The organism is Pseudomonas zeae, assembly GCF_014268485.2.
Classification (GTDB): Bacteria; Pseudomonadota; Gammaproteobacteria; order Pseudomonadales; family Pseudomonadaceae; genus Aquipseudomonas; species Aquipseudomonas neuropathica.
On record NZ_CP077090.1, the window covers coordinates 1260615 to 1286497 of the forward strand.

General features: G+C 59.4%; 19 protein-coding genes. 5 read left to right on the top strand and 14 right to left on the bottom strand.

Annotation, left to right across the window (positions count from 1 at the left end; all coding sequences use genetic code 11):
• Positions 1-95 precede the first annotated feature (95 nt).
• Together HU754_RS05440 and HU754_RS05445 are read right to left on the bottom strand one after the other, a co-directional pair.
• Positions 96-2624: a PepSY domain-containing protein gene (locus tag HU754_RS05440; RefSeq protein WP_186623129.1), complete on the bottom strand. Its 2529-nt coding sequence runs from the start codon at positions 2622-2624 to the stop codon at positions 96-98.
• Positions 2625-2859: 235 nt separating this feature from the next.
• Positions 2860-5175 (bottom strand): TonB-dependent receptor, encoded by a 2316-nt coding sequence (locus HU754_RS05445; RefSeq protein ID WP_186623091.1) that lies wholly within the window; start codon positions 5173-5175, stop codon positions 2860-2862.
• A gap of 207 nt (positions 5176-5382) precedes the next feature.
• Between HU754_RS05445 and HU754_RS05450 the strand changes: the two genes are divergently transcribed.
• Positions 5383-6063, top strand: a complete 681-nt coding sequence (locus HU754_RS05450; RefSeq protein WP_093435829.1) for a Fe2+-dependent dioxygenase — start codon at positions 5383-5385, stop codon at positions 6061-6063.
• Positions 6060-6815 carry a tetratricopeptide repeat protein gene (locus tag HU754_RS05455; RefSeq protein ID WP_186623093.1) on the top strand — a complete coding sequence of 252 codons (756 nt, stop codon included), beginning with the start codon at positions 6060-6062 and terminating at the stop codon, positions 6813-6815. Before HU754_RS05450 ends, HU754_RS05455 begins: the two co-directional genes overlap by 4 nt.
• 254 nt (positions 6816-7069) lie before the next feature.
• Here the strand turns inward: HU754_RS05455 and HU754_RS05460 are convergent, their stop codons facing one another.
• The 5 genes from HU754_RS05460 to HU754_RS05480 all read right to left on the bottom strand — a co-directional run bounded on the left by HU754_RS05460 (position 7070) and on the right by HU754_RS05480 (position 12292).
• On the bottom strand, positions 7070-8233 hold the full coding sequence (locus HU754_RS05460) for a type III PLP-dependent enzyme (RefSeq protein ID WP_007915304.1): 1164 nt from the start codon (positions 8231-8233) through the stop codon (positions 7070-7072).
• 634 nt (positions 8234-8867) lie between these two features.
• Positions 8868-10025 (bottom strand): osmoprotectant ABC transporter ATP-binding protein OsmV, encoded by a 1158-nt coding sequence (locus tag HU754_RS05465; RefSeq protein WP_034154441.1) that lies wholly within the window; start codon positions 10023-10025, stop codon positions 8868-8870.
• Positions 10022-10675 carry an ABC transporter permease gene (locus tag HU754_RS05470; protein ID WP_007915307.1) on the bottom strand — a complete coding sequence of 218 codons (654 nt, stop codon included), beginning with the start codon at positions 10673-10675 and terminating at the stop codon, positions 10022-10024. Before HU754_RS05470 ends, HU754_RS05465 begins: the two co-directional genes overlap by 4 nt.
• Before the next feature lie 12 nt (positions 10676-10687).
• The gene (locus HU754_RS05475; protein WP_186623094.1) at positions 10688-11581 is read right to left on the bottom strand and encodes a glycine betaine ABC transporter substrate-binding protein; all 894 of its coding nucleotides are present in this window, start codon (positions 11579-11581) and stop codon (positions 10688-10690) included.
• Positions 11582-11602: 21 nt separating this feature from the next.
• Positions 11603-12292, bottom strand: a complete 690-nt coding sequence (locus tag HU754_RS05480) for an ABC transporter permease (protein ID WP_186623131.1) — start codon at positions 12290-12292, stop codon at positions 11603-11605.
• A gap of 357 nt (positions 12293-12649) precedes the next feature.
• On the opposite strand from HU754_RS05480, the gene HU754_RS05485 reads away from it, so the two are divergent.
• The 3 genes from HU754_RS05485 (at position 12650) to HU754_RS05495 (ending at position 16799) form a co-directional block, all read left to right on the top strand.
• Positions 12650-14233 carry a peptide chain release factor 3 gene (locus HU754_RS05485; protein ID WP_095049730.1) on the top strand — a complete coding sequence of 528 codons (1584 nt, stop codon included), beginning with the start codon at positions 12650-12652 and terminating at the stop codon, positions 14231-14233.
• Between the two features lie 948 nt (positions 14234-15181).
• Positions 15182-16381: an MFS transporter gene (locus HU754_RS05490; protein ID WP_186623096.1), complete on the top strand. Its 1200-nt coding sequence runs from the start codon at positions 15182-15184 to the stop codon at positions 16379-16381.
• Between the two features lie 160 nt (positions 16382-16541).
• A complete protein-coding gene (locus HU754_RS05495) occupies positions 16542-16799 on the top strand; it encodes a hypothetical protein (RefSeq protein ID WP_186623098.1) in 258 nt (85 codons plus the stop codon).
• 198 nt (positions 16800-16997) lie between these two features.
• Here the strand turns inward: HU754_RS05495 and HU754_RS05500 are convergent, their stop codons facing one another.
• The 7 genes from HU754_RS05500 to HU754_RS05530 all read right to left on the bottom strand — a co-directional run bounded on the left by HU754_RS05500 (position 16998) and on the right by HU754_RS05530 (position 25844).
• On the bottom strand, positions 16998-17978 hold the full coding sequence (locus tag HU754_RS05500; protein ID WP_007917625.1) for a peptide ABC transporter ATP-binding protein: 981 nt from the start codon (positions 17976-17978) through the stop codon (positions 16998-17000).
• On the bottom strand, positions 17978-18946 hold the full coding sequence (locus HU754_RS05505) for an ABC transporter ATP-binding protein (RefSeq protein ID WP_186623100.1): 969 nt from the start codon (positions 18944-18946) through the stop codon (positions 17978-17980). Before HU754_RS05505 ends, HU754_RS05500 begins: the two co-directional genes overlap by 1 nt.
• Positions 18947-18956: 10 nt before the next feature.
• A complete protein-coding gene (locus HU754_RS05510; RefSeq protein ID WP_134174556.1) occupies positions 18957-19880 on the bottom strand; it encodes an ABC transporter permease subunit in 924 nt (307 codons plus the stop codon).
• 11 nt (positions 19881-19891) lie between these two features.
• The gene (locus HU754_RS05515; protein WP_075947650.1) at positions 19892-20902 is read right to left on the bottom strand and encodes an ABC transporter permease subunit; all 1011 of its coding nucleotides are present in this window, start codon (positions 20900-20902) and stop codon (positions 19892-19894) included.
• Positions 20903-20975: 73 nt separating this feature from the next.
• Positions 20976-22571 (bottom strand): ABC transporter substrate-binding protein, encoded by a 1596-nt coding sequence (locus HU754_RS05520; protein WP_093435859.1) that lies wholly within the window; start codon positions 22569-22571, stop codon positions 20976-20978.
• A gap of 77 nt (positions 22572-22648) precedes the next feature.
• A complete protein-coding gene (locus tag HU754_RS05525; RefSeq protein ID WP_116256428.1) occupies positions 22649-24070 on the bottom strand; it encodes an OprD family porin in 1422 nt (473 codons plus the stop codon).
• 175 nt (positions 24071-24245) lie between these two features.
• Complete coding sequence (locus HU754_RS05530; protein ID WP_093435865.1) at positions 24246-25844, bottom strand: ABC transporter substrate-binding protein; 1599 nt, start codon at positions 25842-25844, stop codon at positions 24246-24248.
• Positions 25845-25883 lie beyond the last annotated feature (39 nt).

The following is a 25883-nucleotide window of genomic DNA, read 5'->3' on the forward strand; positions in this document are numbered from 1 at the left end:
ATGGATTCGGTGAAGCACGTTCAGGTCGGCGTATTGCGTGAATCTCCCCCAATCAGTCCCCTCTCCCTCCGGGAGAGGGTTAGGGTGAGGGGCTTTTAATAGACGTCGCGGCGATAGCGGCCCTGTTCGATCAGGCGTTCGACTTCGGCGCTGCCGAGGATGTCATTGAGCGCCTGATCAACACCTGAGGCCATCCCTTGCAAGCTGCCACAGATATAAATAACCGCCCCGTCCGCCAGCCACTTCTTCAACTCCTCAGCTGACTCACGCAAACGATCCTGCACATAAACCTTATCAGCCTGATCCCGCGAAAACGCCAGATCCAGCCGTTCCAGATCACCATTGATCAACCACTCTTCCAGCTCCGCGCGGCAGAGGAAATCGTGCTCACGATTGCGCTCGCCAAACAGCAGCCACTGGCGCTGCTGACCATCGGCAATCCGCGCCTTGAGCAAGCTGCGCAACCCGGCCAGACCCGTACCGTTGCCCAGTAGAATCATCGGCAGCGGTTCGTTCGGCAGATGGAAACCACTGTTGCGCCGCACCCGCAGGCTGATGCTGCCGCCCACCGGCGCATGCTCGGTCAGCCAGCCAGAGCCGATGCCCAAGGTGCCGTCGGCATGCTTTTCCTGGCGCACGATCAACTCCAGCACGCCGTCGGCGGCAATCGAGGCGATCGAGTATTCGCGCATGGCCAGCGGCACCATCGCGTCGACCAGTGATTGCGCATGCAGACCGACCAGATGTGCACGGTGCTCGGGCAATTGCCGCGAGGCCAGCGCGACTTCCAGCGGCTCGTCGAGGCCGTTGATTTTCACGGTGGTTTCACCGCGAATGCCGAGGCCGTCGAGGAAGTGTTCGATGGCCCACGGGCAGTTACGCGGCAGCACTTCGACCAGATCACCGGCCAGCCAACTGCTGGTGTTCGGTGCGCTCAGGCCCAACAAGTAAACCGGCGCACCGCTGCTGTCCGGGTTCATCAGTTCGCGGCGTACCAGCGTCCAGTTGTCGTAACTCGGTGCTTGCCAGGTATCGACGGGCGCTTGCCCGGTGAGCAGGCCAAGTTGGGTTTGCCAATGGCGCAGGGCATACGGATCGCCGCTGTCGACTTCCACTGGCGCGAACAGGGTCTTGCCGCCGTGTTCGCTCAGCCACTGATGCAGGCGTTTGGCGAAACCACAGAAGTGCTGATATTGACGATCGCCGAGACCGAGCACCGAGTAATTCAGGCTGTCGAGGGTTGCCGCCTTGCTCAACACTTTGCGCTCGAATCCGCGCGCGCTGTCCGGCGCTTCGCCGTCGCCGAACGTGCTCACCACAAACAGTGCGTTGTTCGATTCACGCAGATCCTGTTCGCTGACATTCGCCAGCGGCTGCACTTTCACCGGCAGTCCGGCAGCCTGTAATTGGCCGGCGGTCTGCCACGCCAGTTGCTCGGCGAAACCGCTCTGGCTGGCGAAACCGATCAGCCATGCCGACGCATCGCCGCCCGGTTGAGCGAGGCCTTGGCGGGCATCCTTGATCTGCTTTTTCTTGCGCCGACGGTCGAGGTACAGCAGCCAGCCGGTGATGAAAAACAGCGGCATGCACACCGCTGCGAGGGTGATGATGATCCGCCCGACCAGACCGAAATAGCTGCCGACGTGCAGCGCATAAATGCTGGTCAGCAGTTGCGCCTTGAAGCTCTTGTCGGCGTAACGGTCGACACGTTTGACGATGCCGGTGGCCGGGTCGAGGGTGATCTGGTTCAGCGCGCGATCATGCGGCGAGCTGTCGAGCAGGTAGAACACGGTCGCCGGTTGGCCAGCGACGGCCGGCATACGGATGTTGTACGCCGCCAGACCCGGGCCGGCAGCGCTGTAAACGCTGCTCCACATCGCTGCGTAATCGGCGATCGGTGCCGGGCCTTCCGGCGCCGGGCCGCGACCACCGCGCACGCGCTCGTTTTGTGGCGAGTCGGAAAGCAGTCGGGTCAGGCCTTTGTTGTACCACTCGTATGACCACGACAACCCGGTCAGAGCCAGCAGCAGATACACCAACAAGCACCATGTACCGGCTACCGAATGCAGGTCCCAGTTGAAGGCGCGGCCCTTTTTCTTCCAGTCCAGCGTCAGCCACACGCGCCAGCTGTGCCACTGCCGTGGCCAGCGCAGATACAAACCAGAGAGGCAGAAAAACAGCAGGATCAGCGTGCAGGCGCCAGTGATGTTGCGCCCGGTATCGCCCATGGCGAGGAAACGGTGCAGTTGCAGCATCAGGCCGAAGAAATCCTGGCCGACCGCGTCGCCCATGAACTCGGCGGTGTACGGGTCGAAGTAGCGCATCTCGCCGCGACGTTCACCCTTGGGCGGGGTGAAGAACACTTTCGCCGCGTTGCCGCTGTCGGTTTCGACCCAGAGCATCGAGACTTTTTTGCCGGATGTGGCTTCGATACGCTCGACCAGTTCGACGGGCGGCAAGACACCGGCGACTTGTTTTTCCACCTGCAGGACGGAGGGATTCAGCGCCCGCAGGATTTCGTCCTGAAATGAATAGGCCGCGCCGGTGATGCCCATCAACGCCAGCACCAGGCCTGCGGTGATGCCAAAAAACCAGTGCAACTGGAACAGGGTTTTCTTCAACACGTCACTCGCCGTCCATTCGGAAATTGTCTTCACGGCGCGCATTATGCCGTGGGTTATCGAGAAGCGTTCTTTATTACGCACAAAAGCCCCGTTCAATGGAATGAACGGGGCCAAGCCTTGCGGCGCATACCTTGTGGGAGCGAGCCTGCTCGCGAAGGCGTCGTGTCAGTCAGCCTCTACTTGACTGACCCAGCGCTTTCGCGAGCAAGCTCGCTCCCACAGGTTTCCACATCGGTCAGAAGTGGAAGTTGGTGCTCAACAGTGCCGTACGGCCCGCCGCCTGGTTGGCGAAGTGGGTCGAGAAGGCTTTGTCGTAGTAGGTTTCGTTGGTCAGGTTCTGCACGTTGAGTTGCAGGTCGACGTTCTTGGTCAGTTTGTACGCAGCCATCGCGTCGTAGCGAACATACGAGTCAACCATGGTGGTATTGGCCACGCTGCCGTACACGTCGTCGACGTAGAACGCGCCGCCACCGATGGTCAGCTTCGGCGTGACCTGGTAAGTGGTCCACAGGCTGGCGCTGTTTTTTGGCGTGTTAGGCAGTTCGTTGCCGTCGTTGGCCTTGCCCAGCGGGCCGCCGTCGACTTGTTCGCTGTCCATGAAGGCGTAACCGGCGAACACTTGCCACTTGTCAGTGATCTTGCCGCTGGCGGACAGTTCGAAACCTTGCACGCGGGTCTTGCCGGCGTTTTCGTACGACGTGGTGTCGACTTGCACACGAGCGTTTTCTTTCTCGGTGCGGAAGATGTCAGCGGTCAGCGACAGGCGATCGTTGAGCAGATCCCACTTGGTGCCGATTTCATAGTTCTTGGTGGTTTCCGGCTCCATGTCGCTGCTCAGCAGGTTGCCGCTGCGATCCGGGGTGCCGCCCAACGGGTTGCCTTCCTGACCTTCGCCCAAGGTGTTGCCCGGTGGCGTGGCCGAGGTGGCGTAGGAGGCGTAGATGCTGCCGTTTTCCGCAGGCTTGTAGACGACGCCGAACTGACCGGTGACGAACTCGCTGGTGTCATCGCCCTTGGAAGTGGTGGTGCCAGCGGCGTTGTAGGTCTTGTAGTCGGTGTCGAAGTGGTCGTAACGCAGGCCCATGTTCACCAGCCACTGCTCGTTCAGCTCCAGCGTATCGAACACGTACAGCGCGTAGGTGTTGGCCTGGGTGTCGGTGCCGGCGTAGTTGCGCGAGATCGCGCCGTTCCACGGATCGTTCGGGTTCGGGTTCGACAGCGAGGTGCAGTTGTAGCCACTGGCGGCGCCGATCAGGCCCGGGTTGCAGTTAGTGGTCACTGCGCTGGTGCGCGGCGTGGTGTCGGTGTTTACGTTGTACGAAGACTTCTGGCTTTCCTCACGGGTGTATTCGACGCCGGTGGAGAAGCTGTTCTTGAAGCCGGCGACGTAGAAATTGCCGAACAGGTCAGTCTGGTTGGTGGTGGTCTCGGTGTTGCTCACCCGAGTGTTGGCACGACGCCAGACCGTGCCGTTGTTGACGTTGCCCTTGCTGTCGTCCGGCTGGGTGAGGATGTAATCCTGCATGCTGGTGCCGTGACGCAGGGTGTTCTTGATCGTCAGCGAGTCGCTCAGGTCGTGTTCGATGGCGAAGGTCGCGGTGTCGGTGCGGCCCTTGCGGAAGTCACGATCCAGACCGTAGAAATTGCTGTGGTCACCGCCAGCGTAAGGCTTGTCCGGATTGGACTTGGTGCGTGCAGCCGAACCGCCGGCCGGAATGGTGTACGGCACGCCCGAGTCCGGGGTGTCGTTGCTTTCGAGGTGGTAGTAATCGAGGTTGACGCGGGTGTCGGTGCCCAGGCCAAACGCCAGGGACGGGGCGATACCCCAGCGGTCGTAATCGACTTTGTCGCGACCGGCGACATTGCTCTCGTGGCTCATCAGGTTCAGACGGCCGGCGGCGGTGTCGCTGAACTGGTAGTTGCCGTCGAGGGTGTAGCGCTGGGTCTGGTCGGAACCCCAAGTGTAACCACCGTCGAACGAGTTGCCCAAGTGCGCTTTCTTGCTCACCAGGTTGATGCTGCCGCCCGCTGCGCCGCGACCACCGATGGCGGAGTTCGGGCCCTTGCTGACTTCAATGTTTTCCACGGCGAAGATTTCGCGGCTTTGCGAACCGGTGTCGCGCACGCCGTCGAGGTAGGTGTCGCCCTGGGCGTCGAAACCACGAATGAACGGACGGTCGCCCTGTGGGTTGCCGCCTTCACCGGCGCCGAAGGTAATGCCCGGCACGGTGCGCAGCGCGTCCTGCATGTTCAGGGCGCCGGTGTCTTTGAGTACTTGTTGCGGAATAACGGTGACCGAGCGCGGCGTGTCGACCAGCGGCGCGGTGTACTTGGGCGAGGAGGCTTTTTCGACCTGATAGGACGTCGAATCCTGGGCTTCGCCGGTGATGGCGGTGGCGTCCAGGGCGATGGCATTGCCGGAGGCTTTGCTGTCGGTTTTTTCAGCGGCGAACACCATCTGGCCAGCGGAACCGGCGGTGATTGCCACACCGATTGCAGAGGCGAGCAGACGTGGTGAACTGACCGGTAATTGTGCGTGTTGACGTGCCATTTTTATTCCCCTCCCCAAGGATTTGAGGCCGCGGAATATAGGGTAAACAGTTATTCGTATCAATTGCGAAACATTGTTATTCGCACTGAATTTACATTCTTTACAATTTAACCTTACGGTTTTTGCCAGTTCATTCGTCTCTCGGGTTTTACACAGTCAATAAGAATCAATACCATTGCCGCCTCTTTGCCATCAGGTGACATCGCCATGCTGCTGCACATCCCCGGACTGTTCGCAAAAGACGAAGTGCAGCGCATTCGTGAGGCGCTAGAGCAGGCCGATTGGGCCGATGGCAAGATCACCGCCGGCTTTCAGTCGGCCAAGGCGAAGCACAATTTGCAGCTGCCCGAAGGCCATCCGCTGGCCAAAGAGATCGGCGCAGCGATGCTGGAACGTTTGTGGAAAAACCCACTGTTCATGTCCGCCGCGTTGCCGCACAAAGTCTTCCCGCCGTTAGTGAACTGTTACACGGCCGGTGGCAGTTTCGATTTCCACATCGACAACGCCGTGCGCCAGCCCAAGGGCAGCATCGAACGGGTGCGCACCGATCTGTCGGCCACGCTGTTCTTCAGCGAGCCTGAGGATTACGACGGCGGCGAGCTGGAGATCCAGGACACCTTCGGCACGCAACGGGTGAAGTTGCCGGCCGGCGACATGGTTTTGTACCCCGGCACCAGCCTGCATAAGGTCAACGCGGTCACGCGTGGCGCGCGTTATGCGTCGTTCTTCTGGACACAAAGTCTGGTGCGTGAAGATAGCCAGCGCGCGCTGTTGTTCGAGATGGACGGGGCGATTCAGCAACTGAGTCAAGACCTGCCTGATCACCCGTCACTGATTCGCCTCACCGGCACGTATCACAACTTGCTCCGTCGCTGGGTCGAGGTATGAGTTTCCTGCTGCGCCGCGAGGAAATCCTCAGCGGCGAACAACTCAGCGTCATGCTCGGCGAAAGCCCGGCCCGTGCTGCGCAGGCGATTTTGCTCGCGGCGGGTGAGGGCGAAGTAGAGGCGCAGGCGTTGCTTGGGCAAATCCTGCTCGACGGCCTAGGCATCGCCCAGGATCAAACGCTGGCGCTGCGCTGGTTCGGCATCGCTGCCGGGCGTGGGCACCTGATGGCGCGCAACATGCTCGGGCGTTGTCATGAGCATGGTTGGGGCATTGCGGCGGATGCGTCGGTTGCTGCGCAGCATTATCGGATCGCAGCGAATGCCGGACTGGATTGGGCGATGTACAACCTCGCCAATCTGCTGGCGACCGGGCGGGGAGTGGAGGTGGATCATCTGCAGGCACTGGCGCTGTATCGCCGCGCGGCTGAACTGGGCCATGCGAAATCGATGAATCTGCTGGGGCGGTATCTGGAAGAAGGGCTGGTGTGCCCGGCGGATCCAGTTGCGGCGCGTGAGTGGTATCGGCGCTCGGCTGAGGGTGGGGATTTTCGTGGGCAGTTCAGTTTCGCTGCAGTTTTAGCGGATGAGGGGCGGATTGATGAGGCGGTCGATTGGCTTGAGAAAGCTTTGGCCGGCGGCAATCTGAATTTTCTGCGGGTGGCGAGTCAGACGTTGTCAGGTGCGACAGATCCCAGGATTCAGGGGATGGCTGCTCAGTTCGCGCTTCGATGCACAGACTTGCAGCGCGTCTGAATTCGCAAAGCCCTCACCCTAACCCTCTCCCAGGGGGAGAGGGGACTGACCGCGTCGTTCTGGCGCTATACATCGACCTGAGATATCCAGTCGAACTCAATTTTGAAAAGCTTACACATCGGCTCCCTCTCCCTCGGGAGAGGGCTGGGGTGAGGGGCCTCGGTCTCAAGTACCCGGCAAAACTTCAAGCCGAACGCACAGACACAAAAAAGCCCATGACACGTCATGGGCTTTTTGCATTACGGCTTCAGCGCTTACACGTAAAACGACTTCAACGGCGGGAAGCCATTGAACTCAACCGCGCTGTAACTGGTGGTGTACGCACCGGTCGACAGCCAGTACAGACGATCACCGATCGCCAGGTTCAACGGCAGACCGTACTTGTAGTTCTCGTACATGATGTCGGCGCTGTCGCAAGTCGGGCCGGCGATGACCACTTCTTCCATCTCGCCTTTTTTCTCGGTCCAGATCGGGAACTTGATCGCTTCGTCCATGGTTTCGATCAGGCCGGAGAACTTGCCCACATCGGTATACACCCAACGCTCGACGGCGGTGCGCGACTTGCGTGCAACCAGTACCACTTCGCTGACCAGAATACCGGCGTTGGCAATCAACGAGCGGCCCGGCTCGAGAATGATTTCCGGCAGGTCATCACCGAAGTCTTCCTTGAGGAAGCGGATGATTTCTTCGGCGTAGGTTTCCAGGCTGTTGGTGCGGGTGATGTAGTTGGCCGGGAAGCCACCGCCCATGTTGATCAGCTTCAGGTGGATGCCGTCTTCTTCTTTCAGGCGTTCGAAGATCACTTTGACCTTGGCAATCGCCGCGTCCCAAACGCTGATATCGCGTTGCTGCGAGCCGACGTGGAAGGAGATGCCGTAAGGCACCAGGCCGAGGTCGCGAGCGAGGATCAGCAGGTCCATGGCCATGTCGGTCTGGCAGCCGAATTTGCGCGACAGTGGCCAGTCAGCCGTGGTCGAGCCTTCGGTGAGGATGCGCACATAGACTTTCGAACCCGGGGCCGCCTTGGCGATGTTGCGCAGGTCAGCTTCGGAGTCGGTGGAGAACAGACGCACGCCCTTCTCGTAGAAGTAGCGGATGTCCTTGGATTTCTTGATGGTGTTGCCGTAGCTGATACGGTCCGGGCTGACGCCACGATCCATCACCTTGTCCAGCTCGTAGATCGAGGCGATGTCGAAGCTCGAACCTTTTTCTTTGAGCAGGTCGATGATCTCGACGGCCGGGTTGGCCTTGACCGCGTAGTAGACCTTGGCGAATTCGAAACCGGCGCGCAGGTCATCGTAGGCCTGGGCGATCATCGCGGTGTCGATCACCACGAACGGGGTTTCCTGTTTGTCGGCGAACGCCTTCATTTTGTCGAATGTAGCGCGCGCGAAATAGTCTTCGACCTGGATCGACATGCTGGGAACTCCTACTGGCAAACTAAGTTAAACAATGGGTGCAAATGAACGCCCTCCGTATCCCCACTTTGGTTCGCCTACTTCCCAAGGCATGTCGCCGAAAGCAAAAAGGCCACGGGTGGTTTTACCCTTGGCCTTGCTGTCTCGTCGTCAGTACTTGAGCCGGATGGATCGTTTCCAGCATGGACGTTCGGCGCGAACTTTAGGGCGTGAGGGGCGTGAGATCAACTAAAAATGTCGCGTTTTTGCACGCTTCTGACGTACGTCGCGTTCATCACTCTTTGTAGCCGACCGAGATGACGGGCAGATGTTCCCCGGGAATTTTCCAGTGTTAAAAATACCTGCACGTTCGTGGATTTTGTCGGCGAAGTCGTGGGTAAGTGTGATGGCGGCAATATCGGCGACGTTGGCCGCGAGGGGAGAGGGTGAGGGGGATTTTGGTTGTTTCGCGGGTTGTCTCATACATGCTGTTCGATCCGCAGGTGTTGAGATTCTTTTCCGCTAGGCGAATGAAGAAAAAATCACGCAGATCCTGTGGGAGCGAGCCTGCTCGCGAAGGCATTTTCACAGCCAACATCATTGTTGACTGATATTGCGCTTTCGCGAGCAGGCTCGCTCCCACAGGTTTCGTGTTTTATGCGACTACGGCCTCAGCCGGCGAGACGATGCTGGTCTTCATCCCGCGCGAACGACCCGAACTCAGATAAGCCGCGATCGACTCCTGCGTCACCTCGCCAAGGAACACCCGCTCGGCATCCATCACCGGCAGCCACGAACGGTTGAACTCGTACATCCGCGACAGCAGGATGCGCAAATGCTCGTCGTACGCCGCTGTGGCATTGAACTCACGCAGGAACTGCGCGCACGTGCCGGTCTGGCGATGCAGATCGCGACGACGCACATACCCCAGCGCCTTGTTCTCGGCACAGGTGACCACAACGTAGCGACGGTCATGCTCATCCATCAATTCCAGCGCATCGGCCACCGGGGTTTCCGGGCTCACCGATGGCGCGTTGTCCGCCGCATCTTCAGCCTTCACCAACAGCAGGCGCTTGAGCGTGCTGTCCTGGCCGACGAAGTTGCTGACAAAATCGTCCGCCGGATGCGCCAGCAGCGTGTCCGGGTGATCGATCTGCAGCAGTTTGCCGGCGCGGAAGATGGCGATCTTGTCGCCGAGTTTGATCGCTTCGTCGATGTCGTGGCTGACCATGATCACGGTCTTGTTCAGCGCGCGCTGCATCTCGAAGAACTCGTTCTGGATCATCTCGCGGTTGATCGGGTCGACCGCGCCGAACGGCTCGTCCATCAACAGCAGCGGCGCATCCGCCGCCAGTGCGCGGATCACGCCGATGCGTTGTTGCTGACCACCGGACAGTTCACGCGGATAACGATGCAGATATTGCTTGGGCTCCAGCTTGATCATGCTCATCAATTCGCGAGCACGGTCGTGGCATTTCTGTTTGTCCCAGCCGAGCAGTTTCGGCACGACGACAATGTTTTCTTCGATGGTCATGTTGGGGAACAGACCGATCTGCTGGATCACGTAGCCAATGTTGCGGCGCAGGGTCACTTCGTCGAGATCGGTGGTGTCTTCGCCGTTGATCAGGATCTTGCCCGAAGTCGGTTTGATCAGGCGATTGATCATCTTCAGCGTGGTGCTTTTGCCGCAGCCCGATGGCCCGAGGAACACACAGATTTCGCCTTCATTGACGGTCAGGCTTACCGAGTCCACGGCTTTGACGTCTTTGCCGTTGCTTTGGAAAGTTTTGCTGAGGTTTTGAAGTTCGATCATTTGAGCAGTCCTTTTGGAGTCAACGAGCGTTGCAGCCATTGGAGAAACAGGTCAGCGAAAATGGCCAGAAGACTGACCAGCAGTGCGCCGACGATGAGCATCGACATGTCACTGCGGCTGATGGAAGCGAGGATCAACACACCGAGGCCGCCGGCGCCGATGGTCGCGGCGATGGTCATCACGCCGATGTTCATCACCACGGCGGTGCGCACACCGGCGAGGATCACCGGCACCGCAATCGGCAACTCGACCATGCGCAGGCGCTGGCCGAAGGTCATGCCGATGCCGCGAGCGGCTTCACGGATGCCGGGCTCTACGCCGGTGAGGGCGAGGTAGGTATTGCGCATGATCGGCAGCAGTGAATAAAGGAACACGGCGGTGATCGCCGGCATCGGCCCGAGGCCCTGGCCGAACTTGGAGTAGAACGGCAACAGCAGGCCGAACAGGGCGATCGACGGCACGGTCAGCAGCACCGTGGCGCTGGCCTGCAACGGCCCGGCAAGGGTCGGAAAGCGGGTCATCAGAATGCCCAGCGGCACGCCAACGACAATCGCCAGGGTCACGGCGATGCCGACCAGGGTGATGTGCTGCCAGGTCAGGTGCATCACCTGCTGCCAGTCGAGGTGGGAAAAGGCGTTCAGAAATTCCATGACTTTTCCTCCTTAATCAAGTGGGTGCTGGCGCAGAAAATCGGCGGCCACTTTCGATGGGCTTTCGTGATCGACGTCGACCCGTGCGTTGAGCTGGCGCATGGTTTCGTCATCGAACAGTTCGGCCAATGGCTTGAGTTGCTCGGCCAGTTGCGGATGGGCGTCGAGGTAGGCCTGACGCACCACCGGCGCGGCGGTGTAGTCGGGGAAGTAATGCTTGTCGTCTTCCAGCAGTTTCAGGCCGAAGGCGTTGAGGCGACCGTCGGTGGTGTAGACCAGACCGGCAAACACCTGACCGTTGCGCAATGCCGTGTAAACCAGCCCGGCATCCATCTGGCGGATATTTTTGCGGGTCAGGTTCATGCCGTAGAGATCGACCATGCCGATCAGACCGTCGGAGCGGTTGGCAAACTCGGTGTCCAACGCCACCAAGTGATTGGTCTTGGCCTCGGCACGCAGCACTTCGTTCAACTGGCTGATGTTGTTGATCTGCGGATATTCCTCGGCGACTTTCTTTGGCAGCGCGAGGGCGTAGGTATTGCTGAATTTCGACGGGGTCAGCCAGACCAGGCCTTTTTTCGCGTCGAGTTCTTTCACCCGGGCGTAGGACTGGGCGCTGTCGAGTTTTTCAGTGACATGGTTGTAGGCCACCAGCGACACGCCGGTGTATTCCCAGAGCATGTCCAGCTGCCCGCTTTCGTGGGCGCTGCGGGCGAGGTTGCTGCCCAGACCGCCGGTAATCTGCGCGTCGTAACCTTTGCTGCGCAGGTATTGCGCGGTGATTTCGGCGAGCAGGGTTTGCTCAGTGAAGACTCGGGCGCCGAGGCGGATAACCGGTTTTTCAGCGGCTTGGGCGACACCTGCGAACAGCAGGATGCAGCCCAGAATCAAACTAAATCGTTTCATAGGTATTCCTTCGCAAAAGCCTTAAGACGGGCGCAAACCGCGTTCCAGCCAGAGACGGCTGGCGAGGGTGACGACGCCATCGAGCAGCAAGGCCAGCAGCGCGGTGCACGCGGCGCCGAGCAGCAGTTGCGGCTGATTGTTCAGGGCGATGCCAGGGAAAATCAGGCTGCCGAGGCTGTTGGCGCCGATCAGGAACGCCAGCGGCGCGGTGCCGACGTTGATTGCCAGCGCCACGCGCACACCACCGACGATGATCGGCACGGCGTTGGGCAATTCGACTTTCCACAGCACCTGGCGCGGGGTCATGCCGATGCCGACGGCCGCTTCTTTCAGCGAACCCTGCACATTTTTCAGGCCTTCGTAGGTGTTGCGCACAATCGGCAACAAGGAAGCGAGGAACAAAGCGAAGATCGCCGGGCCACTGCCGATGCCGAGGACGCCCAGGGCAATCGCAAGCACGGCCAGCGGTGGCACGGTGTTGCCGATATTGAAGATTTGCATGAAGCGTTCAGCGCGACCGACCATGGTCGGACGACTGAGGAAGATGCCGGCGGGGATGCCCACGACAAGGGCGGCCAGCATTGAAGCGAGGACGAGAATCAGATGAGCTTGCAGGTAAAACAACAAATCGTCGCGGTAGCGTTCGATCGTGTTGATGCCGATCCAGTGGACCAGCAGGGCCAGGAGCGCGATCACCACCGCACCTCCCATCAGCCCTTTGCCATAGCGGATAGCCACAGGCGGACTCCTTTTTTTGTAGTCGGCGAGCGCAGTCCCGTGTGGCATGCCATACATGGCTGCCGGGAGAGTCGTTCGCGAAAAGTAGCCGTTTTTCAAAGCCGATAAAGCGGTCTGAAAGCGAGCCATGAGCGCAGCCTCGTCAGGCTAACTTGCTGATTTTTCAGCCCCTGACGAAAATTCGTAACAGGGGATGGACGTCTCCGTGCTTTAAAAGGTTCCCATCTGCGGCAGCATTTGGCCACCCTTAATGTGCTCAACGGTTCGGTTATTGCATCGAGTTGGGCTATAATCGCGGCCCTTTTTTGAATCACCGCCAGGCGATTTCCCATGACCAACCAGGCCGCCGAAGTCGCGAAACGCCGCACTTTCGCCATTATTTCCCACCCCGATGCCGGTAAAACCACGATCACCGAAAAGCTCCTGTTGATGGGCAAGGCGATTGCAGTGGCCGGTACGGTGAAATCCCGTAAATCCGATCGCCATGCGACATCCGACTGGATGGAGATGGAGAAACAACGGGGTATTTCCATTACCACGTCGGTCATGCAGTTCCCGTATCGCGAACACATGATCAACCTGCTCGACACCCCGGGCCACGAAGACTTCTCCGAAGATACCTACCGCACCCTTACGGCGGTGGACTCGGCATTGATGGTTCTCGACGGCGGTAAAGGTGTCGAGCCACGGACCATTGCGCTGATGGACGTCTGCCGTCTGCGTGACACGCCGATCGTCAGCTTCATCAACAAACTCGACCGTGACATCCGCGACCCTATCGAACTGCTCGACGAGATCGAAGCCGTTCTCAAGATCAAGGCTGCGCCGATCACCTGGCCGATCGGTTGCTACCGTGACTTCAAGGGCGTGTACCACCTGGCTGACGACTACATCATTGTCTACACCGCCGGTCACGGTCACGAACGCACCGAAACCAAGATCATCGAGAAGCTCGACTCCGACGAAGCCCGCGCGCATCTGGGCGACGAGTACGACCGCTTCATCGAACAGCTGGAACTGGTTCAAGGCGCCTGCCACGAATTCAACCAGCAGGAATTCCTCGACGGTCAACTGACCCCGGTGTTCTTCGGTACGGCACTGGGCAACTTCGGTGTTGACCACGTACTTGACGCCGTTGTTGATTGGGCGCCGCGTCCGCTGGCCCGTGTCGCTAACGAGCGTACCGTTGAGCCGGTGGAAGAGAAGTTCTCGGGCTTCATCTTCAAGATCCAGGCGAACATGGACCCGAAACACCGCGACCGTATCGCCTTCATGCGCATTTGCTCCGGCAAGTACGAGAAAGGCATGAAGATGCGCCACGTGCGCACCGGCAAGGATGTGCGCATCGGCGATGCCCTGACGTTCTTCTCCTCCGAGCGGGAACAGCTTGAAGAAGCGTTTGCCGGCGACATCATTGGTTTGCACAACCACGGCACGATCCAGATTGGCGATACCTTCAGTGAAGGTGAAACCCTCGGTTTCACCGGTATTCCGCACTTTGCACCGGAGCTGTTCCGTCGTGTGCGTCTGCGTGATCCGCTGAAGTCCAAGCAGTTGCGTCAGGGTCTGCAGCAACTGGCTGAAGAGGGCGCGACGCAGGTGTTTTTCCCGGAGCGCAGCAACGACATCATTCTGGGCGCCGTGGGTGTACTGCAGTTTGATGTGGTCGCCAGCCGTTTGAAGGAGGAATACAAGGTTGAGTGCTCTTACGAGCCGATTACTGTGTATTCCGCGCGCTGGATTGAATGCAGCGACAAGAAGAAGCTTGAGGAGTTTTCCAACAAGGCTGTGGAGAACCTGGCGGTCGATGGCGGTGGTCACCTGACTTACCTTGCGCCGACGCGGGTTAACCTGGCGTTGATGGAAGAGCGTTGGCCGGATGTGAAATTCCGTGCGACGCGTGAGCATCATTAAGTTCTGAATTGGTTTGTCCGAAGCCCTCTAGGTGTATGCCTAGGGGGCTTTTTTTGCTTTGGTTTTGGGGGTATATCCGTTTTTTGGGTGATGGCGGCTTAGGGTTCCGCCCTTACGGCGGGTCACTTTTTACAAACGCCTAAAAAGTAACCAAAAACGCTTGCTCCTACGTACGGCCCGCTCGCTGGGGCTCGGGGTTCCTTCGCTCCGGGATCGATCCGGGCGCAGCGTCTCCGGTTTGCTTCGCTGCACCTACTCCCGCTGTGTTTGGCTGCGCCAAACGGTCGCTGCGCTCCCACGCCCGGATCAATCCCTCCACTCAGCCTTCCGACGTCGCCCTACAGATCAAGATCAAAAGCAGGCGAGCTGACACTCGGCCTATTGAGTGGTGAAGAGCACGGCGTGGTCGGCTTTGGATTTGTGTTGGATTTGCCCCTCACCCCAGCCCTCTCCCGAGGGAGAGGGGGCCGATTTGTGTGTTTTTCAAAGCCTCAGTTCGATGCGGTATCGCATGTCGGCGTAGCTCTCCCAAACACTGCAGTCAGTCCCCTCTCCCTCCGGGAGAGGGCTAGGGTGAGGGGCTTTTGATCTGTTTCAGAATCTGAGCCCGACTCGGTATTTCACGTCGGCGTACCTCACGCAAATACCACGGTCAGTCCCCTCTCCCTCCGGGAGAGGGTTAGGGTGAGGGGCTTTTGATCTGTTTCGAATCTGAGCTCGACTCGGTATTTCACGTCGGCGTACCTCACGCAATCACTGCGGTCAGTCCCCTCTCCCTCCGGGGGAGGGTTAGGGTGAGGGGCTTTTGATCTTCGGCACGGTTTTATCGCGCGCAATGGCTGTAGGACGACTCGGTTTTTTGTGGTCTCGATGCTCTTGAACGCGACAACCCGCCTGCTGGCCGTTAGTGTTCCAGCTCCACGCAAGTCGCTTTGAGAGGTCAATGGAATGACGAGTCGGCTGACTCACCTGCTACGGCTGAACGGCTATTTCGGCGTGATGGCCTGGGTGCTCGCGGCGCTGTTGTTCATCAATCGCTTGAGCAGCATGGTCAAGCTGTTCATGGCGTTGTACCTGCGTCAGGAACTGGGGCTGGCGATCGAGACGGTTGGCTGGTTGCTGTCGGCGTACGGCGCGGGTTTGCTGCTGGGGTCGATGCTCGGTGGCTGGCTCAGTGATCATGTGCGCACGGCGCGGCTGACGGCGGTACTGTTCTTTGTTTCGGTGTGGGTGCTGATTCTGCTGGGACTGGTGACGCAAGTGCCGTTGCTCGCTGCATTGTTGTTGCTTAGCGGAACCATCGATGGGGCCATCCGCACCCTGCATCAGCGGCTGATCATGGAGTATTGCGAGGTGGCGCAGCGTTCGCGTGCGCAGGCGTTGAGTCGGGTTGCGCGCAACCTTGGGATGGCCGCCGCCGGTGTGGCGGGCGGGGTGTTGGCGCAGACCGATTTTCGCTGGGTGTTTTTCGGTAGCGCGGCGATGACGTTGTTGGCGCTGCTCTGGTTTGTTCGTACCACGTGGCAGCGTCCGGTGCTGATCAATGAAGAGTCATCGATAGTCGGCGCCGGTGGTTCGGGTGTGCCGTATCGCGACAAACCGTTTCTATGGTTGCTGGCGGCGACGGCTGTGCTCGGCATCGCGTTCGACACGGTCTACAGCACGCTGGGCAACTATCTGCGTGATTACTATCATTTGAGCACCGAGGCGATCGGCTGGCAGTTCGGGCTCAATGCGTTGTTGGTGATCGCCCTGCAGATTCCGCTGTCGCACTGGGGCGAGCGTTGGGGGATGCGCCGGCAAATGCTGCTCGGCAGTGTGTTGCTGGCCTGCGGACTCGGTATGTTGCCGTTCGGCTCCGGGCTGTTTTACGTCTGCCTGTCGACGCTGATCTGGACCTTGGGCGAGGCCTTTTTCATGCCGCCGCTGAATGTGCTGGCCATGCGTTTTGCCCAAGGCGGTAAAAGCGGTCAGTACTTCGGCCTGTTCTTTATGAGCTGGAGCGCCAGTGCGCTGTTGTCACCGGTACTCAGTGGCCAGTTGTACGGTCATTTCGGCGGCCACAGTGTGTGGCTGGCGAGTGCGCTGATGGTGTTGATTTCCATGCCGTTGACGTGGCAGGCCACGCGATCACGCGGCGGCGCTTAGCTGTTGCGGCTATGAGCATTATTCGAAAACTGTCTTTCCATGAGGGGCATTTCTGCCTGCTCCTTAGCGTCCTATCTGGTGAACCCGATGGATCGGAACTAGATTTCACACAGCGCCAGTCAGGCACGAATGTCTCACCTGAAAATGGATGGAGTCAGCTATGAAAAGCAGGTTGCTACGGGTTTTATTGCTGTTGAAAGTGATGGTCATGCTGTCCCTCGGCACCGCGACGGCCTGGGCCGAGTGCGAGGATCACGATTCCCAGGCCTTCAACGGAAAGGTCGGGCATAGCGGCTTGATGCTCGCCAAGTCTGAGTCCGAGCCGGGCGATCAGGGGCAGGGCGGCAGCGCCGATGACGACGACTCGACCACTGATGATCCGGACACTGATGACGACGAAGGCGATAGCCAATCGTAAATCGCAGGCAAAAGAAAACCCCTTCCGCCTCGACTGATGCGCAATTGAGGTGGGAGGGGTTTGGTTAACTCAGGAACAACTCACATCCCCTTGTGGGAGCGAGCCTGCTCGCGAAGGCGTCCTCTCAGTCAACATTAATGGTGACTGATACACCGCTTTCGCGAGCAGGCTCGCTCCCACATTGTTTCAGTGCGGTTTTTAGGCCGCGCCGTCGAGGAACTGCTCGGCGTAGTGGCAAGCCACCTGTCGGCTGTCGAGCTGGCGCAACGCTGGCTCTTCAGTGCTGCATCGCTCGGTCGCGTACGGGCAGCGCTTGTGGAAAGCGCAGCCCGGTGGCGGGTTCAGCGGGTTAGGCAGTTCGCCGACGATCTTGATTTTCGGCTTGTTCGGATCCGGGTGAATGGTCGGGGTCGCCGACAGCAGCGCCTGGGTGTAAGGGTGCAGCGGGCGCTCGTAGATGTCGTTCTTCGGGCCCAGTTCCACCGGGCGACCGAGGTACATCACCATCACGTCGTCGGCCACGTGTTGCACCACCGCAAGGTTGTGCGAGATGAACACGTACGCAGTGTTGAACTCCTGCTGCAGATCCATGAACAGGTTGAGCACCTGCGCCTGAATCGACACGTCCAATGCCGAGGTCGGTTCATCCGCCACCAGCACTTTCGGTTGCAGCATCATCGCGCGAGCCAGGGCGATACGCTGACGCTGACCGCCGGAGAACATGTGCGGATAGCGCTGGTAGTGCTCAGGGCGCAAGCCGACCTGCTTCATCATCGCCTGGACTTTCTCGCGACGCTCGGCGGCGGAGAGGTTGGTGTTGATCAGCAGCGGTTCGCCGAGCTGGTCACCGACTTTCTGCCGTGGGTTCAACGACGCGTATGGGCTTTGGAAGACCATCTGCACGTCTTTGCGCAGTTGCTTGCGCTGGGCCTTGTCGGCGCCGGCAACTTCCTGACCGGCGATTTTCAAGGATCCGGAAGACGGATCTTCAATCAGCGTCAACGCACGGGCGAGGGTGGATTTGCCGCAGCCCGACTCACCAACTACGGCGAGGGTCTTGCCGGCTTCCAGTTCGAACGACACGCCGTTCAGTGCGCGTACGGTCGCATGGCCCTTGAACAGGCCACGGGAGACTTCGTAGTGACGGGTCAGGTCGCGGGCGGTAAGTACGACGGCCATTACGCCACCTCCTGGTTCAGCGGGAAGAAGCAGCGGGCGAGGCTGTGGCTTTTCGGATCAAGGCCTGGACGCTGTTCGCGGCAGCTGTCCTGCACGTACGGGCAGCGCGGCGACAGCAGGCAGCCCTGCGGACGGTCGTAGCGGCCCGGGACAATGCCCGGCAGGGTCGACAGGCGTGCGGCGCCGAGGCTGTGCTCGGGAATCGCCTTGAGCAGCGCTTCGCTGTACGGGTGCGCCGGGATGTCGAACAGTTGCGGCACCTGACCGACTTCAACGGCTTGCCCTGCGTACATCACGCAGACGCGCTGGGCGGTTTCTGCCACGACCGCGAGGTCGTGGGTGATCAGCACCAGGCCCATGTTCTGTTCTTTCTGCAACGCCAGCAGCAGATCCATGATCTGTGCCTGAATCGTCACGTCGAGTGCCGTGGTCGGTTCGTCGGCGATTAGCAGTTTCGGTTCGCCGGCAATCGCCATGGCGATCGCAACACGCTGGCTCATCCCGCCGGACAGTTGGTGCGGGTAGGCGTCCATACGGCTGGCGGCGCCCGGGATTTCGACTTTTTCCAGCAGTTCGATCGCACGTTTGCGGGCTTGCTTGCCGGACATTTTCAGGTGCAGACGCAGCACTTCTTCGATCTGGAAACCGACGGTGTAGCTCGGGTTCAGTGCGGTCATCGGGTCCTGAAAGACCATCGACAGGTCTTTGCCGACGATTTGCCGACGCTGACGATTGCTCAGCTTGAGCATGTCTTTGCCGTCAAAGCTGAGCGAGTCGGCGGTGACGATGCCGGGATGCTCGATCAGGCCCATCAGCGCCATCATGGTCACGGATTTACCCGAACCCGACTCGCCAACGATGGCCAGTACTTCGCCTTTGTCGACTTTCAGGTCGAGGCCATCGACCACTGGGGTCGCGGTCTTGTCGCCGAAGCGAACGTTGAGATTCTTGATTTCTAGCAGTGACATGGGAATCTCCTCAGGCGGCGTTCTTGAGTTTCGGGTCCAGCGCATCGCGCAGACCGTCGCCCATCAAGTTGATTGCCAGCACGCTGAGCAAAATGGTCAAACCAGGCAGGCTCACCACCCACCAGGCGCGTTCGATGTAGTCACGGGCCGAGGCCAGCATGGTGCCCCACTCAGGGGTTGGCGGTTGTACGCCAAGGCCGAGGAAGCCCAACGCTGCGGCATCGAGAATCGCCGACGAGAAGCTCAAGGTCGCCTGCACGATCAGCGGTGCCATGCAGTTCGGCAGCACGGTGATGAACATCAGACGTGGCAGACCGGCACCGGCCAGGCGCGCGGCGGTCACGTAGTCGCGGTTCAGTTCGCCCATCACCGCAGCACGGGTCAGACGCACGTAGGACGGCAGGGACACCACAGCAATGGCGATCACGGTGTTGATCAGGCCAGGGCCGAGGATGGCGACAATCGCCACTGCCAGCAGCAGCGACGGCAGGGCCAGCATGATGTCCATCAGACGCATGATGGTCGGGCCAATCATCTTCGGGAAGAAACCGGCGAACAGACCGAGCAGGATCCCCGGAATCAGCGACATCACCACCGACGACAAACCGATCAGCAGCGACAGGCGCGAACCCTGGATCAGACGCGACAGCAGGTCTCTACCCAGTTCATCGGTGCCGAGCAGGAACTGCATCTGCCCGCCTTCCAGCCACGCCGGCGGCGTCAGCAGGAAGTCGCGGTATTGCTCGCTCGGGTTATGCGGCGCAACCCACGGCGCGAACAGCGCGCAGAAGATGATCAGCAGCATGAACATGAGGCCGGCAACTGCGCCCTTGTTCTTCGAGAAGGCTTGCCAGAATTCTTTGTACGGCGACGGGTACAGCAGACTTTGATCCGCGTTGGCGGCGGTGGCTACTGAGGATGTTGGAGTGCTCATGGTTATTGACCTCAGCGCTGATGACGGATGCGTGGGTTGGCAAAGCCGTAGAGGATGTCCACTACGAAGTTGACCAGAATCACCAGGCAGGCGATTAACAGGATGCCGTTTTGCACAACCGGGTAGTCCCGGGCACCGATGGCTTCGATCAGCCATTTACCGATGCCGGGCCAGGAGAAAATCGTTTCGGTCAGAACCGCACCGGCCAGCAGGGTGCCGACTTGCAGGCCGACCACGGTGAGTACCGGAATCAGTGCGTTACGCAGACCGTGCACGAACACCACGCGCGACGGCGACAGGCCTTTGGCCCTGGCGGTGCGGATGTAGTCTTCACGCAGCACTTCGAGCATCGACGAACGGGTCATTCGCGCGATCACCGCCAGCGGGATGGTGCCGAGGACGATGGCCGGCAGGATCAGGTGATGCAGGGCATCGAAGAAGGCGCCGACGTCATCGGCCAGCAGCGTGTCGATCAGCATGAAACCGGTGCGCGGCTCGATGTCATAGAGCAGGTCGATGCGCCCGGAAACCGGCGTCCAGCCCAGGCTCACCGAGAAGAACATGATCAGGATCAGGCCCCACCAGAAGATCGGCATCGAATACCCCGCGAGGGAGATGCCCATCACCCCGTGGTCGAACAGCGATCCTCGCTTGAGTGCCGCGATCACCCCGGCCAGAAGCCCGAGAATGCCGGCGAACAGCAGGGCGGCCATGGACAGTTCCAGGGTCGCCGGGAAGAGGGAGGTGAACTCGGTCCATACGCTTTCACGCGTGCGCAGGGATTCGCCGAGATCGCCGTGAGCCAGTTTGCCGATGTAGTCCAGATACTGGGCATACAGCGGCTTGTTCAGACCTAGGCGTTCCATTGCCTGAGCGTGCATTTCGGGGTCGACCCGACGTTCGCCCATCATCACTTCCACGGGGTCGCCCGGAATCATGCGAATCAACGCGAAAGTCAGCAAGGTGATGCCGAAAAACGTGGGGATCAACAACCCCAGTCGGCGGGCAATAAAACTAAACATCGTGTGTGGTACCTCATCAGCCGGTTAGGCGTGCCCGGCATCCCTGGGGTCAGGGACGCCGGGAGTTTCTTATCTACTTCACCTGGGTAGTGGCGAAGTTATTAGTGGTGAGAGGGCTGATGTGATAGCCCTCTACGTTGTTGCGCATTGCAGTAAACATCCTGGTGTGGGCCATGCTGATCCATGGCTGATCCTGATTAAACAGCACTTGCGCCTGTTCGTAGAGCTTTGCGCGTTCGGCCGGATCTACTTTAGCCCGTGCTTCATCCAGCAGTGCCTGGAATTTCTCGTTGCACCAGCGGGCGTAGTTCTCGCCATTTTTTGCCGCTTCGCAACTGAGCATAGGCGTCAGGAAGTTATCCGGGTCGCCGTTGTCGCCCGCCCATCCGGCCGAGACCATATCGTGTTCGCCGGCCTTGGCGCGTTTAAGCATTTCGCCCCATTCCATCACGCGAATGTCGATCTTGATCCCGACTTTCGCCAGGTCAGCCTGCATCATTTGTGCGCCGAGCATCGGGTTGGGGTTGGTCGGACCGCCACCGTTGCGGGTAAACAGGGTAAACACGGTGCCTTCCGGAACCCCGGCTTCCTTGAGCAGCTTGCGGGCGGCATCGAGGTCACGTGGCGGGTTCTTCAGGTCGTGGTTATAGCCGAGCAGGGTCGGCGGGTACGGGTTGACCGCGACCGACGCATTGCCTTTGCCGAACAGCGCGTTGACATAGGCTTCCTTGTCAAAGGCGATATCGATGGCTTTGCGCACGCGCACGTCACTCATGTACTTGTGCTGGGTGTTCATGGCGACGTACGAGACGGTCATCGCGTCGAGCTCATCGACTTTCAGGTTGCTGTCTTTCTTGATGCTCGGGATGTCATCCGGTTTCGGATACAGGGCGATCTGGCACTCGTTGGCCTTGAGCTTCTGCAGGCGCACGTTGTTGTCGGTGGCGATGGCCAGGATCAGCGCGTCAGCCGGCGCCTTGCCACGGAAGTAATCCGGGTTGGCCTTGAAACGCACCTGCGCGTCTTTTGCATAACGCTGGAAGATGAACGGGCCGGTGCCGATCGGCTTGTTGTTCAAGTCACCTGTCTTGTTGGCCTTGAGCAATTGGTCGGCGTATTCGGCCGGGTAGATCGAGGAGAACGCCATCGCGATATCGGCCAGGAACGGCGCTTCGCGGCGGGTCAGGGTGAACTTGACCGTGTTGTCGTCGACTTTCTCGACATTCTTCAGCAGTTCCTTGAAACCCATGCTTTCAAAGTACGGGAAGCCCACGCTCGACAGTTTGTGCCACGGGTGATTCGGGTCCAGTTGACGCTGGAAGCTCCAGACCACGTCGTCGGCGTTCATGTCGCGGGTCGGCTTGAAGTATTCGGTGGTGTGAAACTTGACGCCTTTGCGCAGGTGGAACGTGTAGGTCAGGCCGTCTTCGCTGATGTCCCAGGACTCGGCGAGTGCTGGGATCACTTCAGTGGTGCCGGGCTTGAAGTCGGCCAGGCGGTTGAAGATGGTTTCGGCCACAGCGTCCGCCGTGACTGCAGTTGTGTACTGGACCATATCGAAGCCTTCCGGACTGGCTTCGGTGCAGACCACCAAGGGTTTGGCCGAGACGCCAACAGCGACACTCAGCAACGCAGCCGCGATGGCCGCACGTAGGGGAAGCATTTTCATCGATAACCCTCTGCAATCGGTTGAAGACAAAAAGCCGAACGGCCGACTCATCATGAGTCAGCCGTCGGCTGGCGTTTTTACAGGATGTTGAATGGAATCGTGGTCACGAGACGGAACTCGTTGATGTTGCCGTCAGCCTGATGCTCGCTGGCGCGGTGCGTGGTGTACGTCGCGCGAATCGCGGTGGCTTTGAGCGGACCGCTCTGCACGGCATAGGAAGCACCGATGCCGTATTCATAGTGAGTTTCGCCGTCCATCAGGCTCAGGTCGCCACGCTTGGCGCCCGGATCGGTGTAGGCGGTGCCACGGTAGTGAGTACCGTCGATGCCCCAGCCGCGCGCCTGGTAGATGTTGAACTTCAGGCCGGGTACGCCGTATTCGGCCATGTTGATGCCGTAGGCGATCTGGAAGGACTTCTCGTTCGGGCCGTTGAAGTCCGACAGCAGGGAGTTGGCCAGGTAGATGCCGTTGGTTTCGTGCAGGTAGTCGAAGTACGTGTCGCCATTCACTTCCTGGTACGAGAAGGTCAGGCTATGTGCCTGGTGAGCCAGACCCAGCGACAGCGAGTAGGTATCGTTGTCGATCTCGCCCATCAGCTTTTTGCCTTCATCGACGGTCTTGTAGTAGTTCAGACCGGTGGTCAGGCTCAGCACCTGGCTGTCACCCAGTTCGTGGGTGGCGCCGAAGTAGTACTGGTTCCAGAAGTCTTCGACGTTGGAGCCGTACAGGCTGGTTTTCAGACTTTTGAACGGCTGGTAGTTGACGCCAGCGATGTAGACCTTGTCGGTCTCCACGCCAGTGGCCGAGTACTCGGTGCGGAATTTCGACAGGCTCTGCTCGGTACGTGGCGAAACGCGGTCGAAGCCACCCAGGTCAAACGAAATGTTGTTGAGCTCTTCGCTGTGCAGGGTAATACCCTCAAAGCTCGAAGGCAGCGGACGGTTGCCGATGACGTCGACGATCGGCGTGCTGAAGTTCTGACGACCGGCGGTCAGCGTGGTGTTGGAAACGCGCAGCTTGACGTTGGCCAGACCCAGTTTGCTCCACTGGTCGACAGCGTCGCCATCAGAGTGCGCCAGGGTACGGTTGGATCCGCCGGCGATGTCCTTGCGGTCACGGTCCAGAACGATGGCGTTGTAAGCGGCGACTTCAGTGCTGACGCCAACGGTGCCTTGGGTGAAGCCCGAGGTGTAGTTGACGATGGTGCCTTGCACCCAGTTGATCCGACGCGGGGTCGCGGTCTTGACCACTGGCGAGGTGTTCTTGTCGCTGTTTTTCACGTAGCTGAAAGTGTCGTCACGACGTTTCAGTTCATTGGCGTACCAGTTACGGGTTGTGCCGCCCAGGCTTTGTCCATCGATAAAGCCTTTGGCCTCGCTTTGGGCGCTACTGCCGGCCAACGTGGTAGGGACGAACTCCTGACTTGCAGGTTCTGCGTACGCCGTGGCGGTGACGCTGCTGATGGCCAGGGCCAGTATCGCGGTGCTGCTCAGTTTCATGGGTGAAGCTCCTTTACTTTCTTTTTATGCCGGCTTTTTTTGGTATGCCGGTTATTGGTTTAGAACTCGTTCACACATCGCAAACGTTTGCCAAAAGTCAGATTGGCGAATTTCGGCAAAGCGCTTGCGTGAGGGGCTAGACAGCGCCCCCCAGCGTTGCGGCTAATCGTCTGGTTTAATCGATACCGACACCCGAGAACACGTTGCGACCGAACGGGCTGACTTTGAAACCCTCGATCCTGGCGCTTAACGGTTGGTTGACCGTCGAGTGGGCGACAGGCGTGATCGGCACTTGCTGTTTAAGCAATTGCTGAGCCTGTTTGTAGAGCACGGTGCGTTGGTCACGGTCAGTGACGACCTTGGCCTCTTTGATCAGCTTGTCGTAAGCCGGATCGCACCACATGGAATAGTTGTTGCCGCCAATGGCATCGCAGCTGTACAGCGTGCCGAGCCAGTTGTCCGGATCCCCGTTGTCACCGGTCCAGCCGATCAGGCTGACGTCGTGCTCGCCGTTCTTGGTGCGCTTGATGTACTCGCCCCATTCATAGCTGACGATCTTCACTTTCAGACCGATCTTGGCCCAGTCCGCCTGGAGCATTTCGGCCATCAGTTTGGCGTTCGGGTTGTACGGGCGCTGCACCGGCATCGCCCACAGGGTGATCTCGGTGCCTTCTTTGACACCGGCAGCCTTGAGCAGCTCTTTGGCTTTTTCCGGGTTGTAGGCGGCGTCTTTGATGCTGTCGTCGTAGGACCACTGGGTCGGCGGCATGGCATTCACGGCCAGTTGGCCGGCGCCCTGATAAACAGCGTTGAGTATCCCTTGTTTATTCACCGCCATGTCCAGCGCCTGACGCACTTCGAGCTGGTCGAATGGCTTGTGGCGAACGTTGTAGGCGATGTAGCCGAGGTTGAAACCCGGCTTGGAGATCAATTGCAGTTTCGGATCGGCCTTCAGCGCTTCAACATCGGCAGGGCGCGGGTGCAGGGTGATCTGGCACTCGCCGGCCTTTAGCTTCTGCACGCGCACCGAGGCGTCGGTGTTGATCGCAAAGATCAGGTTATCGAGTTTGACCCGGCTCGGGTCCCAGTAATGTTGATTACCGGTGTAACGAATGTTCGAGTCTTTCTGATAACTCTTGAACACGAACGGCCCGGTGCCGATCGGTTTCTGGTTGATGTCGCTTGGCTTGCCTTCGGCCAGCAGCTTGTCGGCGTATTCGGCGGACAGGATGGCGGCGAAGCTCATGGCGATGTTCTGGATGAACGCGGCGTCGACGCTGTTGAGCGTGAACTCCACGGTCAGCGGCCCGGTCTTCTCGACCTTGGCGATGTTCTTGTTCAGGCTCATCCCGTTGAAATACGGGAACTCGGTTGGATAAGCCTTACGGAAAGGTTGTTGCGCATCGAGCATGCGATTAAACGTGAACAGCACGTCGTCGGCGTTGAAATCGCGAGTTGGCTTGAAGTACGGCGTTGTATGAAATTTCACACCTTCACGCAGGTGAAAGGTGTACTTGAGACCATCCTCGGAAATGTCCCACTTGGTCGCCAGACCGGGTACGACATTGGTCGCGCCTTTTTCGAACTCGACGAGACGGTTGTAGATCGGTTCGGCGGCGTCGTTATCGGTCGCTGTTGTGTACTGCGCGGTATCGAAACCGGCCGGGCTGCCTTCAGAGCAGAACACCAGGCTTTTGCTGGCGGCGAAACTGGCGGACGAGGCGGCCAACAGGCCGGCACCCAGCAATGCGGAATAAATCAAGGTATGGCGCATGACGCTCCCTCTTTTTTAGTGTTGTTCAATGCACCGTCA

Bases quoted from the DNA above. Each gene is read 5' to 3' on its own strand.
- HU754_RS05475 (WP_186623094.1), bottom strand. From the start codon at position 11,581: ATGAAACGATTTAGTTTGATTCTGGGCTGCATCCTGCTGTTCGCAGGT.
- HU754_RS05460 (WP_007915304.1), bottom strand. From the start codon at position 8,233: ATGTCGATCCAGGTCGAAGACTATTTCGCGCGCGCTACATTCGACAAA.
- HU754_RS05505 (WP_186623100.1), bottom strand. From the start codon at position 18,946: ATGTCACTGCTAGAAATCAAGAATCTCAACGTTCGCTTCGGCGACAAG.
- HU754_RS05465 (WP_034154441.1), bottom strand. From the start codon at position 10,025: ATGATCGAACTTCAAAACCTCAGCAAAACTTTCCAAAGCAACGGCAAA.
- HU754_RS05520 (WP_093435859.1), bottom strand. From the start codon at position 22,571: ATGAAAATGCTTCCCCTACGTGCGGCCATCGCGGCTGCGTTGCTGAGT.
- HU754_RS05530 (WP_093435865.1), bottom strand. From the start codon at position 25,844: ATGCGCCATACCTTGATTTATTCCGCATTGCTGGGTGCCGGCCTGTTG.
- HU754_RS05500 (WP_007917625.1), bottom strand. From the start codon at position 17,978: ATGGCCGTCGTACTTACCGCCCGCGACCTGACCCGTCACTACGAAGTC.
- HU754_RS05450 (WP_093435829.1), top strand. From the start codon at position 5,383: ATGCTGCTGCACATCCCCGGACTGTTCGCAAAAGACGAAGTGCAGCGC.
- HU754_RS05515 (WP_075947650.1), bottom strand. From the start codon at position 20,902: ATGTTTAGTTTTATTGCCCGCCGACTGGGGTTGTTGATCCCCACGTTT.
- HU754_RS05490 (WP_186623096.1), top strand. From the start codon at position 15,182: ATGACGAGTCGGCTGACTCACCTGCTACGGCTGAACGGCTATTTCGGC.
- HU754_RS05485 (WP_095049730.1), top strand. From the start codon at position 12,650: ATGACCAACCAGGCCGCCGAAGTCGCGAAACGCCGCACTTTCGCCATT.
- HU754_RS05480 (WP_186623131.1), bottom strand. From the start codon at position 12,292: ATGGGAGGTGCGGTGGTGATCGCGCTCCTGGCCCTGCTGGTCCACTGG.
- HU754_RS05455 (WP_186623093.1), top strand. From the start codon at position 6,060: ATGAGTTTCCTGCTGCGCCGCGAGGAAATCCTCAGCGGCGAACAACTC.
- HU754_RS05510 (WP_134174556.1), bottom strand. From the start codon at position 19,880: ATGAGCACTCCAACATCCTCAGTAGCCACCGCCGCCAACGCGGATCAA.
- HU754_RS05525 (WP_116256428.1), bottom strand. From the start codon at position 24,070: ATGAAACTGAGCAGCACCGCGATACTGGCCCTGGCCATCAGCAGCGTC.
- HU754_RS05470 (WP_007915307.1), bottom strand. From the start codon at position 10,675: ATGGAATTTCTGAACGCCTTTTCCCACCTCGACTGGCAGCAGGTGATG.
- HU754_RS05445 (WP_186623091.1), bottom strand. From the start codon at position 5,175: ATGGCACGTCAACACGCACAATTACCGGTCAGTTCACCACGTCTGCTC.
- HU754_RS05495 (WP_186623098.1), top strand. From the start codon at position 16,542: ATGAAAAGCAGGTTGCTACGGGTTTTATTGCTGTTGAAAGTGATGGTC.